This is a genomic window from Tessaracoccus caeni (genome assembly GCF_029211185.1).
Taxonomy (GTDB): domain Bacteria; phylum Actinomycetota; class Actinomycetes; order Propionibacteriales; family Propionibacteriaceae; genus Arachnia; species Arachnia caeni.
Window position 1 is genome coordinate 209,844 of record NZ_JARGDO010000002.1, and the last position, 15,600, is coordinate 225,443.

At 67.3% G+C, this 15,600-nt stretch carries 11 protein-coding genes; 6 read left to right on the top strand and 5 right to left on the bottom strand.

The window, feature by feature from the left end; all coding sequences use genetic code 11:
* Nucleotides 1–90: 90 nt before the first annotated feature.
* The gene (locus P0D62_RS03100) at nucleotides 91–1,329 is read right to left on the bottom strand and encodes a dicarboxylate/amino acid:cation symporter (protein ID WP_275701155.1); all 1,239 of its coding nucleotides are present in this window, start codon (nucleotides 1,327–1,329) and stop codon (nucleotides 91–93) included.
* A gap of 177 nt (nucleotides 1,330–1,506) precedes the next feature.
* Here P0D62_RS03100 and P0D62_RS03105 point away from each other — a divergent pair, with 177 nt between their 5' ends.
* The 5 genes from P0D62_RS03105 (at nucleotide 1,507) to P0D62_RS03125 (ending at nucleotide 6,704) form a co-directional block, all read left to right on the top strand.
* On the top strand, nucleotides 1,507–2,283 hold the full coding sequence (locus P0D62_RS03105; RefSeq protein ID WP_275701156.1) for an SDR family NAD(P)-dependent oxidoreductase: 777 nt from the start codon (nucleotides 1,507–1,509) through the stop codon (nucleotides 2,281–2,283).
* Nucleotides 2,284–2,288: 5 nt separating this feature from the next.
* Nucleotides 2,289–3,140, top strand: a complete 852-nt coding sequence (locus tag P0D62_RS03110; protein ID WP_275701157.1) for a lysophospholipid acyltransferase family protein — start codon at nucleotides 2,289–2,291, stop codon at nucleotides 3,138–3,140.
* Nucleotides 3,137–4,855: an FAD-binding oxidoreductase gene (locus tag P0D62_RS03115; RefSeq protein WP_275701158.1), complete on the top strand. Its 1,719-nt coding sequence runs from the start codon at nucleotides 3,137–3,139 to the stop codon at nucleotides 4,853–4,855. The genes P0D62_RS03110 and P0D62_RS03115 overlap by 4 nt, the downstream gene beginning before the upstream one ends.
* Nucleotides 4,856–5,063: 208 nt before the next feature.
* Nucleotides 5,064–5,834 carry a peroxide stress protein YaaA gene (gene yaaA, locus P0D62_RS03120; RefSeq protein ID WP_275701159.1) on the top strand — a complete coding sequence of 257 codons (771 nt, stop codon included), beginning with the start codon at nucleotides 5,064–5,066 and terminating at the stop codon, nucleotides 5,832–5,834.
* A 45-nt stretch (nucleotides 5,835–5,879) separates the two neighbouring features.
* Nucleotides 5,880–6,704: an HAD family hydrolase gene (locus tag P0D62_RS03125; RefSeq protein ID WP_275701160.1), complete on the top strand. Its 825-nt coding sequence runs from the start codon at nucleotides 5,880–5,882 to the stop codon at nucleotides 6,702–6,704.
* Between the two features lie 71 nt (nucleotides 6,705–6,775).
* On the opposite strand, the gene P0D62_RS03130 is transcribed toward P0D62_RS03125, so the two are convergent.
* Nucleotides 6,776–7,465, bottom strand: coding sequence for a chromosomal replication initiator protein DnaA (locus P0D62_RS03130; RefSeq protein ID WP_275701161.1), 690 nt, complete (start codon nucleotides 7,463–7,465; stop codon nucleotides 6,776–6,778).
* A 137-nt stretch (nucleotides 7,466–7,602) separates the two neighbouring features.
* Here P0D62_RS03130 and P0D62_RS03135 point away from each other — a divergent pair, with 137 nt between their 5' ends.
* Entirely contained in the window at nucleotides 7,603–7,785 is a 183-nt protein-coding gene (locus tag P0D62_RS03135) for a hypothetical protein (RefSeq protein WP_275701162.1), read from the top strand.
* A gap of 521 nt (nucleotides 7,786–8,306) precedes the next feature.
* Here the strand turns inward: P0D62_RS03135 and P0D62_RS19090 are convergent.
* The 3 genes from P0D62_RS19090 to P0D62_RS03155 all read right to left on the bottom strand — a co-directional run bounded on the left by P0D62_RS19090 (nucleotide 8,307) and on the right by P0D62_RS03155 (nucleotide 15,505).
* The gene (locus tag P0D62_RS19090; protein ID WP_319946978.1) at nucleotides 8,307–10,445 is read right to left on the bottom strand and encodes an ATP-dependent DNA ligase; all 2,139 of its coding nucleotides are present in this window, start codon (nucleotides 10,443–10,445) and stop codon (nucleotides 8,307–8,309) included.
* A gap of 31 nt (nucleotides 10,446–10,476) precedes the next feature.
* Nucleotides 10,477–13,677 (bottom strand): DUF3376 domain-containing protein, encoded by a 3,201-nt coding sequence (locus P0D62_RS03150; protein WP_275701163.1) that lies wholly within the window; start codon nucleotides 13,675–13,677, stop codon nucleotides 10,477–10,479.
* A gap of 106 nt (nucleotides 13,678–13,783) precedes the next feature.
* Nucleotides 13,784–15,505, bottom strand: coding sequence for an endonuclease/exonuclease/phosphatase family protein (locus P0D62_RS03155; protein WP_275701164.1), 1,722 nt, complete (start codon nucleotides 15,503–15,505; stop codon nucleotides 13,784–13,786).
* Between the last annotated feature and the right edge of the window lie 95 nt (nucleotides 15,506–15,600).

Below are 15,600 nucleotides of genomic sequence, written 5' to 3' on the forward strand. Positions count from 1 at the left end.
TCGGCCCCTGACACCTGGTGTCAGGGGCCGAGTTGTGCGCGGAATCGGGCAGGAATCCCACCCCGGTCCCTGAGGGCGCCGGGAGCCCTATCAGGCGGGAACCGCGGTCGGTTCCTCGTCCGACTTCAAGGCGAGCTTGCCCTTGGTGAGCTTGTTCATGATGATCGCGATGGCGCCGTCGCCGGTGACGTTGGTGGCGGTGCCGAAGCTGTCCAGCGCGATGTAGGTGGCGAACATCAGACCGATCTCCAGCTCACCGAAGCCGAGCATCTGCACCAGCAGGCCGGCGGCCGCGGCGATCGCTCCACCGGGCACGCCCGGGGCAGCGATCATCATCACGCCGAGCATCAGGATGAAGGGGAAATAGGCTCCGAACGACACGTTCCCGCCGCCCAGCAGCAGGATCGCCACCGAGAAGCAGGTGATCTTCACCATCGACCCCGACAGGTGGATGGTGGCGCACAGCGGAACCACGAAGCCCGCCACCGACTCGCTGACGCCGTTCTTCTTGGCCGACGCAAGGGTCACCGGGATGGTGGCCGCCGAGGAGGAGGTGCCGAGCGCCGTCGCATACGCGTCCTTCATCCGCCACAGCGCCTTGAGCGGGTTCACTCCGCCGATGGCTCCAGCCACCACGTACTGCACGATCAGCACGACGAGGGTGAGCGCGAAGGAGGTGATCACCACGACGAGGAAGGTGCTGAGCACGGTCACCGCCTCGCCGCTGCGGGAAAGGTCGAGGAAGATACCGAAGATGAAGATCGGCAGCGCGGGCACGATGATGGCGCGGATCACGCCTTCGATGATGGTGCGGAACTCCTGTGCCGCCTTCAGCATCACCGAGTTGGGGATGGCGGTCAGCCCGATGCCGAGGATGATGGCCAGGATCAGCGCCGACATCACGTCGATCGCAGGAGCGAGAACGATCTCGGTCGCCGAACCGGTGGGCGACGATGCCACCGAAAAGTAGGGCGTCAAACCGGATCCATCGCCCTCACCGAGGGCCGCGAGCTGGGTGCCCCGCAAGGCAGGGGTGAAGATCCAGGTGCTCACGAAGAAGGCGAGCAGGCCGGCGAGGATCGTCGATCCATAGGCGAGCGCGCCGGTGATGCCCAGCCATTTGCCGGCGCCACGGCCGAGCTCCGCGATGGCCGGCATCACGAGGCCCAGGATGATCAGCGGCACCACGAAGCTGAGGAGGCCGGAGAAGATCGAGTTGTAGGTCATCGATACGTTGCCGAGCCATTCCGGCACGATCGGGCCGACCAGGATGCCCAGCACGATGGCCATGCCGATCCAAGCCAACAGGGGGATGGTGCGTAAGTTCATGTCATGCCTTTCCGGGCACGACACTAAGGCATACACCGGGGCACCGTCTCGCCCGGTACGCTGCCTTGTGTCCGACTCACAACGGGGATCGCGTCGGGCTGTCCAGTTCTGCCAACCGGTCGTCGGCGATCGGTGGACAGGTTTATAGGAGCACGACGAAGGGATACGGTAGTCCCCATGGCAACCGCGTTGATCACTGGTGGCACTTCAGGCATCGGGCATGCTTTCGCCCGCGAGCTCGCCTCCAGAGGTACCGATTTGGTGCTGGTGGCCCGCGACGAGCAGCGCCTGCAGGGCGTCGCCGATGAGCTGCGGGCCGAGTACGGGATCGACGTCGAGGTGCTCCCCGCCGACCTGGCCGACCGAACGCAGGTGCTGGAGGTGGCCCAGCGCGTCGAGGATCCCGACCGCCCCGTCGACCTCCTGGTGAACAACGCCGGCTTCGGTCTGCACAGCACCTTGCTGGACCCCCACGACATCGATCTGCACGCCAAGGCCCTCGACGTGATGTGCCTGGCGGTGCTGATCCTCGGCGGCGCCGCCGGGCGCGCGATGTCGAAGCGCGGCGAAGGCCGGATCATCAACGTCTCGTCCACCGCCGGCACCATCTACACCGGCAACTACTCGGCCGTGAAGGCCTGGTGCACCACCTATTCCAACGGGCTCGGGCTGGAACTGCGCGACAAGGGGGTCACCGTCACCGCGCTCTGCCCCGGCTGGGTGCGCACGGAGTTCCACCAGCGCGCGGGCATCAAGGCCAGCTCGCTGCCGGGCATCGTCTGGATCTCCCCGGAGACCCTGGTCAAGGGCGCGCTGGCCGATGCCGAGAAGGGACGATACGTCTCCGTGCCGACGGTGAGGTGGAAGATCGCCTACTTCCTGTCCGTCCATGCCCCACGCGGCCTCATCCGCGCCTTCTCGCGGGCGCTCAGCGCCTCCCGGAAGAAGAAGTAGCGGGGATGGCCAAAGACGTCGAGAAGCGGTGGGCCGACAAGCCCAGCACGGAGAGGCCGCGGCGGGAACCCAAGCCCCGCGACGATCAGAAGCTGCGCAAGCACTACACGTCGCAGGCCAGCGCCGCTACGCGCCAGACCGCCCAGATCCTGCTGCTCAAGCCCACCCTGCAGCGGCTGTTGCGGGTGCACGTGCACGGGCTGGGCAATCTCGACACCGTCGAGGCGCCGTTCATCGTCTTCAGCAACCATTCGTCGCACCTCGATACGCCGCTGATCCTCTGCTCGCTGCCCAACCGGCTGTCCAAGTTCGTGGCCACCGGGGCCGCCGCCGATTTCTTCTTCGACAAGTGGTGGAAGTCGGGCGCGATGTCGCTGTTCATCAACGGCTTCCCGGTCGACCGCGGCAAGGGCGGCAAGGGGCAGCGCGGCCTGTCCGCCACCCTCCTCGAGGACGGCGTGCCGCTGCTGATCTTCCCCGAGGGCACGCGCTCCCGCAATGGCGCCATGGGCCCCTTCGTGCCGGGCGTCGCGTCGCTGTGCATCTCGCGCGGGGTGCCGGCGCTGCCGGTGGCGCTGGTCGGCGCCTACGAGGCGTGGCCGTCGAAGCAGAAGCACCTGCCGAGGGGCCGACCGGAGGTGCACGTCGTGTTCGGCCGGCCGCTCACCCCGTTCCCCGGCGAGATCGCCCACGAGTTCAACGAGCGGATGCGCCGCCAGGTGCTCGAGCTGCACGACACGACAGCCCGCGCCTACGGCAAGAAGACCTTGGCGGAGTACGCGCGCACCAGCGCGATCGAGCGCACGGCGCGCTCCCAGAAGACCCGCACCGACGCAGAAGAAGAGGAAACCCGATGATCGACGGCGTGAAGCAGCAGAAATGGTGGGGCTGGGGCGAGGAAGGCAAGGCCTACCACTACGAGGACAAGCCCAAGTTCCCCAAGTTCGTGCTGGAGAAGGTCGGCGTCGACATCACCAAGCCCACCGTCACGGTGCCGCCGTTCAGCTCCCTCGAGGTTCCTGCCTCCCAGCTGAGTGATGGCCTGCGCGCGGAACTGAACGCCATCCTCGGTGAACGCTTCGTCCAGACCGACGACGAGACCCGCGTGGTGCACGCCTTCGGCAAGGGCGTGCGCGACCTGGTGCGCGTGCGTCGCGGCGAGCTGGGACGCGTGCCCGATGTCGTGGTCTACCCCGGCACCGAGGACGAGGTGATCAAGCTGGTCGACGCGGTCGTCGCGGCCGACGGCGTACTGATCCCGTTCGGCGGCGGTTCGAACATCGTCGCCGCGCTGGAGGCTGAGCCTGGCGAGACCCGTCAGGTGGTCTCGGTGAACCTCGGCCGGATGCGCAACCTGCTGGAGATCGACGAGACCTCCGGCCTGGCTCTGATCGAGGCCGGCGTCTTCGGCCCCGACATGGAGACTCAGCTCAACGCCCGCGGCTGGACCATGGGCCATCACCCCGACTCCTTCGTCTGGTCGACGCTGGGCGGCTGGATCGCCACCCGCAGCTCCGGCATGCAGTCGGATAAGTACGGCGACATCGCCGACATCACCCGCGGCCTCACCATGGTGATGCCCGGCCAGGTGCTGGAACTGCGCCCGCTGCCGTCGTACTCGTCGGGCCCGAGCGTGCGCGAGATGGTGCTGGGCTCCGAGGGGCGCCTCGGCATCATCACCAAGGCGTGGGTCAACGTGCACCGCATTCCCGAGGTGCGCGAGCTCCAGGCCTACTTCTTCGCCACCTACGAGGACGGCCTGAAGGCCTGCCAGCAGATCGTCGAGTCCGACGCCAGCGTCATGATGGCGCGCGTCTCGGACGCGCTGGAGACGCAGTACATCATGGCCAACGGCAAGCAGTCGTCGAAGATCAGCTCGATGGCCTCCAAGGCGATCCAGAAGCTGATGGAGTCGAAGGGCTGGGATCTGGAGAACATCTGCCTGTCGTTCGTCGGCTACGAGGGCTCCACCAACCACGTGCGCTACGAGAAGGGCCTGGTGGCCAAGATCGTCAAGGCCAACAACGGCATCGGCGTCGGCAAGGGCCCGGGCACGCTGTACGACCAGAAGAAGTACGACACCCCCTACATCCGCGACTTCATGCTCGACCGGGGCATCGTCGCCGACGTGTCGGAGACCACCACGCCCTGGGCCTATGCGGCCGAGCTGCACACCAACGTCGTGGCCGCCGCGCACAAGGCGATGCAGGAGCGCGGCGTCAATGGTGTGGTGTTCTGTCACCTCAGCCACAGCTACCACTCGGGCGCCTGCCAGTACTTCACGTTCGCCATCAAGGACGACTCCGAGGAGAACCTGATCACCTACGACGCGGTGAAACGAGCCATCCAGCAGGCGTTCATGGACAACCATGCGACGGTGTCGCACCACCACGGCGTCGGCGAGGAGCACAGCCCCTGGCTCGACCAGGACATCTCCCCCGCGGGCGTGTTCATCCAGCGCAAGCTGTTCGAGGGCGTCGACCCGGGCAACAACCTGAACCCCGGCAAGATCATCCACGACGGCGCCCCCGGCATCTCCTCCAACTCGGCTGATCACGTCGACGCTCTTTGACCCTCGACAATCAAGGCGAGCGCGAAGCACCGATGACGCTCTTTGAGGTGCGAGGCCGCCCGCGGCCGAGCCTCGAAAAGAGCCAGCCGACGGCCGAAGAACAGTCCCAGCCACAAGTCGCGCCCTTTTCGAGGCTACGGCTTTGGGGCTCGTTCCTCGCCCTGAGCCTTCGCACCTCAAAGAGCGTGAGCCCACTACGATGGCAGGCATGCTTGTCGTCTTGTCTCCCGCGAAATCACTGGACTTCGAGACCCGGGTTCCCACTCCCAAGCACAGCCAGCCACGGCTGCTGGACGGGTCTCAGCAGCTGATCGAGGTCATGGCGGAGAAGTCCCCGGAGGAGATCAAAGCTCTGATGGGGATCTCCGACGACCTGGCCCACCTCAACGCGACGCGCTATCGCAGCTTCAACCCCGAGCACACGCGGCGTAACTCGCGCCAGGCCGTGTTCGCCTTCAACGGTGACGTCTACCAGGGCCTCGACGCCCGCAGCCTGGACGCCCGCGACCTCACCGAAGCCGGCAAGACCGTGCGCATCCTCTCGGGCCTCTACGGCCTGCTGCGCCCGCTGGACCTGATCCAGCCGCACCGCCTGGAGATGGGCACGCGTCTTGTCACCCCCCGCGGCAAGAATCTGTACGAGTGGTGGGGCGAGACCATCACCGATCTCCTCAAGGAAGACCTCACCGTCTCCCCCGGCCCCGAAGTGCTGGTCAACCTGGCCTCCACCGAATACTTCACCGCCGTGCGCACCGAGCGCCTCGGCGTGCCCGTCGTCACGCCACGGTTCGAGGATCGCGGCCCCGACGGCGTGCCGCGGGTGGTCTCCTTCCACGCCAAACGCGCTCGCGGGACGATGGCGGCCTGGCTGGTGCGCAATCGAGTGCGCTCCGTCTCGAAGATCCGCGCCTTCGACGGCGGCGGCTACACCCTCGACGAGGCCCGCTCCACCCGCTGGAACCCCGTCTTCGTCCGCTAGGGCCTGGGCATCACGTTCCAGCGACGGTCACTACACTGTTCTGCGATGCTTCACGAACCCAGATTCTCGCTGCCCTCGGATCCCCGCCTCATCGTCTGCGACATGGACGGCACCCTCCTCGACGACGACAGCGTGATTCCCGACGAGCTGTGGGGAATGCTGGACCAGTGCCGCGAGCGAGGCATCTTGTTCGCCGTGGCGAGCGGCCGTCAGCAGGCTGCGTTGGCCCGGATGTTCGAGGAGCGCGCGCCCGGAACGGTCTACATCGCGGAGAACGGGGCGATCGTCGTCGAGAACGGCGAGGTTGTGAGCACCACTCCGCTCGATCGCGACACCTCGGTGCGACTGATCCACACCGCCCACGCGCTCGATGAGCACTACGACATCGGCCTGGTCTGGTGCGGCGAGGACAGCGCCTACGTCGAGCGGGGCAACACCTGCTTCCGGTACGGAGCGGAGCCCTACTACGCCAAGCTGGAAAGCGTCGAGAGCCTGCTCGAGCTGGACGGCCAGCCGCTGAAGGTCGCCTTCCTCGCGCTCGACGGGGTGGTGGACGAGATCGCGGAGACGATCATCCGCGACGCGATGCCCAACCGGACGCTGGTCTCGAGCTGGCAGTGGGTGGACGTGATGAATCCGGACGCCGACAAGGCGGTCGGAGTGAGCGAGCTCCAGAAGCGCCACGGCATCCGCCCCGACCAGACCATCGTCTTCGGCGACTTCCTGAACGACCTGCGCATGATGAGCACCACTCCGTACTCCTACGCCATGGCCAACGCCCATCCGGACGTTCTCGAGGCGGCTGGGCACACCGCGCCGTCGAACACCGAAGGTGGCGTCATCCAGGTGCTGCGTCAGCTCTTCTCCTGAGCGTCACACGGACACGCAAAAGGGAGCGCCCGATTCGGGCGCTCCCTTTTTACTCGTCCAGAGTGTCGGGGTTAGGGGCCGACCATGAGCGCGAGGACCACCAGCAGAACCATCAGCACGATGCTCACGAGCGTGATGATGCTGACGATCAAGCCGATCAGGTAGCCGATCTTCAATCCGCCCGACCAGGAGTAAGGCGTACCAGCCTCGATCTCCTTCTTGGCCTTGCCTCCCATGTACCACGCGATGAACGACAGGACAGGGACGAAGATGCCCACGATACCGAGGATCAGCACGGTCTGAGCCTGCGGATGTTCGGCCAGCGCGCCACCGTAGTAGCCCTGGGGGCCGTAGTTGGGAGCCATGCCGTACCCCGGCTGGCCATAGCCGGGCTGGCCGTAGCCGGACTGCCCCGACGCAGCGTACGGATCCTGACCATAGCCGGGCTGCCCCGACGCGGCATAGGAATCCTGGCCGTAGCCGGGCTGACCGTAGGCGGACGGGTCGGGCGTCGCGTAGGGATCCTGACCATACGCAGGCTGACCGTAGGCAGGCTGACCGTAAGGCTGCTGCTGAGGCGAGCCGAGAGGAGTCTGGCCGTAGGGATCACCGGTGGGCTGGTAGTCGGACGGCACGCCGTACCCGCCCTGTGCCCCGTACGACGGCTCGCTGGGGCTGGCTGCGGGCGCCTCGAAGGACGGGCTGGCCGACCCTTCGAACTCCTCGTTCGACTGCCCCTGCGGATCCTGGGGTTGGCTCATGGGTGAGTCTCCTCTCGCGTGTCCTCCGTTCAGGATACCGCGTGGACCTCTTGAAGCCCGCCGCTTGCACACATATACCCCCTGGGGTATGCTCAACAGCATCGCCCTACCCACCCGTACCCACGAGGAGTCACCCCATGTGCCGAGCCGTCAACTGCCGTATCTGTGGCAAGACCACTTGGGCCGGTTGCGGCCAGCACGTCGCCATGGTCAAGGCGGGCGTGCCTGCCGCAAACTGGTGCGGAGGAAAGCACACCCAGGCCCAGATCGACGCGGCCAAGCCCAGCGGCGGCATCTTCGCGCGCCTGTTCGGCCGCTAGCACCTGATCCCTACAACTACGCTTTACTCATCGGAACACCGCACGCAGAAGGAGATCACATGTGCAGCCGAGTTACCTGTAACACCTGCGGCAAGCCCACCTGGCAAGGCTGTGGAGAGCACATCGAGGACGCGCTCGCCGGCGTCCCCGAGGCAGAACGCTGCCACTGCCGCTAACGCAGCACCTCCCCCACGCTCTTCGAGGTGCGAAGGCTCAGGGCGAGGGACGAGCCCCAAGCCTGAGCCTCGAGGAGAGCGGACGCGAGATGCGGCTGGGTCTGTCACTCGGCCGCCGGCTGGGTCTTTTCGAGGCTCGCTGGCGCTCGCACCTCAAAGACCGTGAGGTGGCACCGCACCTCAAAGACCGTGAGGTGACACCGCACCTCGAAGACCCCTGAGGTGACACCGCACCTCGAAGACCCGTGAGGTGACACCGCACCTCAAAGACCGTGAGGTGACACCGCACCTCGAAGACCGTGAGGTGACACCGCACCTCGAAGACCCGTGAGGTGGCACCGCACCTCAACGAGCGTGGATGGAGAGGACTTCCGCCAAGTCGTAGCTCAGCGGTTCCTCCAGCTGGGCGTAGGTGCAACTCGCCGGTTCCCGGTCGGGGCGCCAGCGCACGAACTGCGCGGTGTGGCGGAAGCGGATGCCCTCCATGTGGTCGTAGCGCACCTCGACGACGCGTTCCGGGCGCAGCGGCACGAAGGAGAGATCCTTCTTGGCGTTCCAGCGGGAATGGGCCGACGACGTGGGCGTGCGCTGCTCCGCCTGCCCAGCCCAGGGGTGCTCGTCGAGTTCCATGACCAAGGGCTGCAATTCCTCGAACAACTCGCGCCGCCGCGCCATCGGGAAGGCTCCGATCACGCCGACGGAGTTGAGCTGCCCGTCCTCGTCGTAGAGGCCCAGCAGCAGCGAGCCGATGGCGTCCGTCTCGTCCTTGTACAGCCGGTAGCCGGCGACGACGCAATCCGCTGTGCGTTCGTGCTTGAGCTTGTACATCACGCGCTTGTCCTCGGCGTACGGCTCATCGAGGGGTTTGGCGATCACCCCGTCGAGCCCGGCACCCTCGAAGCTGTCGAACCACCGCATGGCCTCGTCCTCGTCGGAGGTGGCCTGGGTGAGGAAGACCGGCGGCTTGGCGTCGCGGAGCGCCTCCTCCAGCGCGGCCCGGCGCTCACGGAACGGTTTCTCCGCGTAGTTTGTCTGACCCAGGGCGAGCAGGTCGAAGGCGACGAAGCTCGCCGGCATCTCGGTGGAGAGCTTCTTGATCCGGGAGGCCGCCGGATGGATGCGCTGCTGCAGCGCGTCGAAGTTCAGCCGGTCTCCGGTCTCGGGGTCGATCATCACGATCTCGCCGTCGATGGCGGAGTGGTCGGGGAAGTTGGCGACGATGGCCTCCACCAGTTCCGGGAAGTAACGGGTCATGGGGCGGGTGTTGCGCGAGCCGATCTCCACCTGGTCGCCGGAGCGCCAGACGATGGCGCGGAAGCCGTCCCACTTGGGCTCGAACAAGTAGTCGCCGGCAGGCAGCTTCTTCACGGCCTTGGCCAGCATCGGGCCGAAGGGCGGGGCGATCGCGGTGCCCCATTCGGCGTCGCGCTCGGCCTTGGGTGCCATGTAGTCGTCTTCGGCGCGGTCGGCCTTTCGTTTGCTGGGCGGCACCCGTGGCGGCTCGTTGGGCATCTTGGGATAGTCGGGCGGGAAGTTCAGCTCTCCCAGGCCGCGCTCCAGATCGGCCTCCCACAGGGCGAGGGCGGCCCCGATCTCGCCGGGCTCGGCGTCCATCTCCGCCCACGGGCAGGGCCTCTCAGCCAGCAGCGTCGGCACCGTGCGGATGGTGAAGCGGCGGGGGTCGGCGTCGGCCAGCTCTTCCCACGTGAGCGGTGTGGAGACGGGCGCCCCCGGCAGCGGACGGGGCGAGTAGGCGGCGGCGATGGTGCGGTCGCGGTTGGCCTGGTTGAAGTCGACGAACACCCGCTCGCCGCGCTCCTCCTTCCACCACGAGGTGGTGACCAGTTCCGGCAGCCGGCGCTCCAGCTCGCGCGCGATGCCGATCACCGCGTGCCGCACGTCCTGGAACTCGTGCGTGGGCCGGATCCGGGCGTAGACGTGCACCCCGCGGTTGCCGGAGGTCTTCGCGAAGGCCGTCAGCCCCAGCTCGGCCATGAGCGTGCGCAGCGCCACGGCGGCGGTGACGGCGTCGCTGAAGTCGCGGCCGGGCTGCGGGTCGAGGTCGATGCGCAGCTCGTCGGGATTGTTCACATCGGCGGTGCGCACGGGCCACGGGTGGAAGGTGATGGTACCCATCTGGGCGGCCCAGGCGAGCGCGGCGGGCTCGTCGAAGACCAGCTGGTCGTGACGTCGTCGCGACGGATAGGTGCACATCACCGTGCGCAGGAACGACGGCGCCCCTCGCGGCGGGCGCTTGGAGAAGAACTCCTCACCCTCGATCCCGTCGGGGAAGCGCTGCAGCGTCATCGGCCTGTCCCCCGACAACCGCAGGAAGGGCTCCGCGACGCTCAGGAGGTAGTCCGCCAGCTCGCGCTTGGTGAGGGGATCCTCGTCGCCGTGCGCGGGCCACAGCACCTTGTCCGGACTGCTGAGCTTGACCTCGCGGGGCTCCTGCCCAGGTACCTGCAACATGATGTCGGCCATACCGCACCGTACCGCGAAGACGGGTCCGTGCTCAGAGCGCAGCTCTCGAGCCTCCCGGAACCGGGTATGCGATCGGCGGGGCGACGCCGAGACCGGTCCAGTAGTAGAGCGTCAGCAGGGCTGATCCGAGACCCGCGTACAGGACGATCAGAGCCGGGGCTCCCACCAGGGCGAGGAGCGCGACGGCGAGACCGGTCACGAGCGCCCCACTGAAGAGCACCGCGAGCGTCTTGGCCTGCTTGGCTCCCCCTCGCTGCGTCCCCGACAGCGCGTCGACGGCGGCGTCGACCTGAGTGGCAAGGAACGCGACGGTGGCCAGCAGCCCGGCCACCCAGGGACCGGCGTCCCCGAGCGTGCTGAGGTCGGGCCGAGCCGCCCGGATGAGCAGCCACAGCCCGACGAAACCGACGGCCGAGATCCAAGCGGCGCGCTGCACCCCCTTTGCCAAGGCCGTGAGTCGGCTCCGATAGCCGCGCAACACGATCCCGACCACCGCCAGCACCAGCGCAGGGATGAACAACAGATGGACGGGCGTCGCCCAGTTTCCCACCGCGAAGCTCAGACTGACGTAGCTCAACACCGTCGCCACCAGCGCCAGGACCGGCGAGGTCAGGCTGAACAACAGCGGCGGCACGACGAACGGGCCCACCAGCGCGCGCAGCACGAACGCCCACACCCCTGTCGTCTTCACCGACGGCGGCGCCGGGTTGCTCGGCGGCCCCTGATCGACGGGCTTGAGCCCGGTCAGGCCGCGGAACGCGCCGAGCCCCAAGCGCAACAGCGTGCGGCGCAAGGACGGGCGGCTCAGAAGATGAATCGGGTTCTCGGCTCCCAGCTCCGCCATCCGCCGGGTCTGGTCCAGCCACGCGTCCGCGGTGTCGCCGCCCACCGCCGGAGGTGCATCGACCGGCCCGAAGTCCAGGTCGGCCGGAGGCTCGTCGGTATCGACGCGAAACGCCCGCTCCTCGCGCAGGATCTCCAGCTGACGCCGAGCCGCCCAGACGGCGATGCGACACCTGCGCGGGCTCGCACCCTCTGCCCAGAGCGCCTCCAGACCGGTCGCGACCCAGAGCTCGTCGCCGAGGGAGACGCCGAACCCGTCACGGAACACCCGTCGGCCGTCCTCGACGGCGAACGGGTCGTCGGCATCGGGGCGCTTGTGATGCAGAGCCGCCATGATTGTGGGGATCGCGTCGAGCCGTCCCCAGATCCAGTCGTGGTGCCGCCACCGCGCGGACAGGAATCCGCCGAAGTTGAACAGTTCGTTGCCGCAGAGCTTCCGACCCGGCAGGTCATCGGGCTCGAGCGTCGCAGCATCGTCCCAGAACATGCCCGCCAACGGCGACGGCGCGGCGGCAGAGATCACCGCAAAGGCCGGGTCGCTGGGGCTGGACAACGGATCGGGACGCGACGCCCCGGTCAGCACCTCGCTGGCCCCCAGCACGTCGGCGTTCCAGTGAGCGGTCGCGGCCACCAGGTCGCGCATCACCGCCACCGCGATCACGCTCTCCTGGCAGGCGAGCACGCCGTCCCAGAGGATTCCATAGGGGGCCTCCGATGTGGGGGCGTCAAGGCTGCCGGCCACGGCCCTGCTGGGCAGCCGGGCCAGCAGGCCGCGCCACCATTGCGTATCGAGAAGATCCCGCGGCGGACAGCCGTCCACCGCGTGGCAGAGATCGCGCGCCACCCGCTGTGTGGCGAGGGCATGGGCTTGGGTCAAGGACGTGGTCTCCTCCGCGGCGAGGAGCAGATGACGATCCCGAAGCGCCACCACATGCTCCACCACGTCGCGCACCGCGTAGAGCCGAAGCCTGGCGGCCCGGAAACCGGGGCCATCGTCGTCGGCGGCGGCCTCGACATCCTGGATGCTGCGCAACAACACCGTCAGAGCCCGCGCGGCGACGAGCGGCGTGGTCGCCAGCGCACCCACGTCCGCCAACGAGGCCCAGCCACCCGTCGGCCTGCCGAGCACCAGGTGCTGATCGTCGGTCGCCGCCCGCAGGAAAGCCGGGATCCTCTCCCGTCCGTTCCCCGCGAGTGGGGGCGGGACCGGCAGTGGGTCTCCGGACGCGACGCCCTCGGGGTTCAGGAGAAGCCTCCGCACGTGGGCGGCCTCCGCTCGGCCGTTCTCCAGCGCGTACTCGTCGATGCGTTGCCACGCCGCATCGAGATCGGCCGGCCCGACGCTGGTCGCCACGCGAAGAGCGGCCTCCGCCGCACGTGTGGCGCGACCAGCCGCGGCGAGCTCCGCGCCGTCGTCGAGAAGCGACTCGACGCTTCCCATCACCTTCTTCGCCCTCGAGATCAGCTGCATGAAACCCACAGGCGAGGCGCTCGCCAGCATCTCCGCAGGGGTGCGCTCGCGACGGATCGGGTCGCTGCTGGGACTGGGGTCGAGATAGAGCAGCCATCGGTCGACGGGGCCGGATGCCGGCTGGGCGGCGATGCCGCGCAGCGCCCAGGCGATCGGGATGTTGTCGAGCACCCCGCCATCCATCACCTCGACGGTGCCCCGGCCGTCGTCGTCGGCCCCCGTCTCGGAACAGCAGCCCGCCATGCTCGGGTAGGGCGTCGCCCCGGCACCGACATCGATCCTCCCCGGCTCGAAAGCACCAGGGAAGGACGACGTGCACCGCGCGGCGTAGGCGAGGCGCCGCATCGAATCCGGCTCGGCCGTGATGTGATGGCTCTGGGCGGCCGGGCCGCCCATCGGCGACGTGAAGGAGAACCACGCGACGGAGGACGCCGCGTGCACCGGCGGCCCTACCGTCGGATACAGCTCCCGCGGTCGTTCGTGCACGCGCGTGGTGGTGACGAGCAAGCGCACCCTGCCGTGCCCACCCCCATCTCCATCCGGCGCCAGAACGCGCATCTGTTCGGCGAGAAGCGGATAGAAGGCGTGATCCCCGCGCAGCAGGGACAACGGCACCTCGTCAGAGGTCTTCCGCGCCAGCGCGCCGAGATCGGCCAGTTTGAGCCAGGTGTTGCGGGTGCGGTGATCGAACGCGGCGCCATAGGCCTCGGTCTGAGCGAGCAGCACCCCGTTCAGTCCGCCCGCGCTGCTGCCGGAGATCACGTCGACCTTCACTCCTGCGAGGTGCGAGGTGAGCTCCCGATAGGCGGGATCGGCCGCGGTGAGGAGCGTCAGCTCCCGGCAGGCGCCGCCGATCCAGACCGCCAGACTGACTCCGCCCTTCATCGCGACGGCGAACCTCAACTCCGGCTTATCCATACTCCACGCTATCCCCAAAGGGAGGCCGTGGGCGACAAACCGCGGCATGGCGAAGGGGCGGACGTTCGAACGTCCGCCCCTTATCCGCTGGGTCGCAGAGGATTGCCTACTTGATGACGGTGGTCGCCCTCAGCATGTTGTGATCCGACGGGATCGTGCCGACGAACCGGCCGTTCTTGTCGACGTTCACGACGGTCTCCCACTCGGGAACCTCGATGCCCTTGCTGGTGAAGATGTAGTCGAGGTAGATGCCGTTGACGAACGCCTTCTGCGGAGCGATACGGTCCCAACCGTTGAAGCTGGAGAACTGGGTGTTGATGCGGTTCTTGACCGTGGCGCCCTCGGTGGTCTTGGTGGACATGTAGGAGTTGCCCAGCGGGTCCACGTAGCCCGAGGAGAGCATCCGGTCGTAAGGCAGGTTGCCTCCCTCGGTCCACTTGTGGGAGTTGAAGTCACCGACGATGTAGGTCGGCAGCTTGCCGGGGTTCTTCTCCGCGATCATGGCGAGGATCTGATCCATCTGCTTCTTGCGGATGTCGATGGTGTTCTTATCCTTGTCGGGATCCAGGTGAACGTTGACGAAGAAGAACTGCTTGCCCGAATCGAGGTGACGGAACAGGGCCCACTCAACGTAGCGCTCCTCCTCGAAGCGGGTCTTCAGGCTGACGGTCTTCACGGAGCCCTTGCCCAGCACCTCGACGGTGTCGCTGTTGTAGGCGATCTTCTGGCTGTTGGAGGCGCCGCGGTACATCGGCACGCACATGTACGGGGACTTGGCGTTCTCGCAGTTGTACCGAGCCGTGTTGGCCAGCTTGTACGGCGAGCCCATCCGGTTCACCAGATCCTCGGCCTGGCTGAGGTCCACGCCCTCGAACTTGCCCTGAGAGGCCTCCTGCAGGCCGATCACGTCGGGGGCCTGGCTCTTGATGGTGCTGGCGACGGCGTCGCGACGCTGCTCCCACGGATGGGTGTCGGCGTCACGGGTCTTCGATCCGACGTTGTAGGAGGCGACGGTGATCTCAGCGGGGCCACCGTTGCCCACGGAGTCGGGGGTGGAGGGCTTCACCTCGGAGTCCACCGGCGGGCTCATCACCTCGGGGCCCTGAACCACGGGAGCCTGCACCACCGGCGCCTTCACCTCGGGGGCGGGCTTCGGCTTGGCCGCAGCCTTGACCTTCACCTTGACCGACGACGAGTACCCGCTGAGCGCCGCCTTCTTGGCGGAGACGACCCGAACCCGCACGTAGTGGGTGGCATCGCCCTTGAGCTTCTTGACCGTGGTGCTGGTGCCCTTCACGTAGTAGCTCTTCGCGCCCGAGAAGGAGCTCTTCGTGGCGACCGACACGTGGTAGGTCAGGCCGGAGCCCCGCGACGTCCAGCTGATCTTCGCTTCCTCAGCCTTGGTGCTCGTGACCTTGAGCCCAGCAGGGGAAAGGTGGGTGTTCGCGGCGCTGGTGGACGCCGTCTTCAGCTTGAGCTTCTTCGACGTGGCGCTCTTGCCCTTCTTCGTGTTCGCCACCACGGTCACGTAGTAGGTGGTCTTCGACTTCAGCTTCTTCAGCTCAGCCGAGGCCGACTTCGACGTGACGGACTTTGCGCTCTTCATCGACGAGGAGGTGGAGTAGGAGACCTTGTAGCTGGTCGCCCCCGCGACCGCGCTCCAGGTGAGTGCGAGGGCATCCTTGCTCACCGAGACGGCCGCGACCTTCTGCGGCGCCTTGGGCGCCGCAGCGGCCTGCTGCGCCGGCAGCAGCGAAAAGGCTAGAAGAACGACCGCCAGGACCCGAAGGATCCGGCTACCCCATGAAAACTCCCCAAAAGACTTCATGACGCTCAGCATATTGAGATAAATGAATTGTGCAACGTCCGGTTTTTATTAACCACGGCTCGGAATAAATCGTGCTTGCGAACACTGCGGACTAC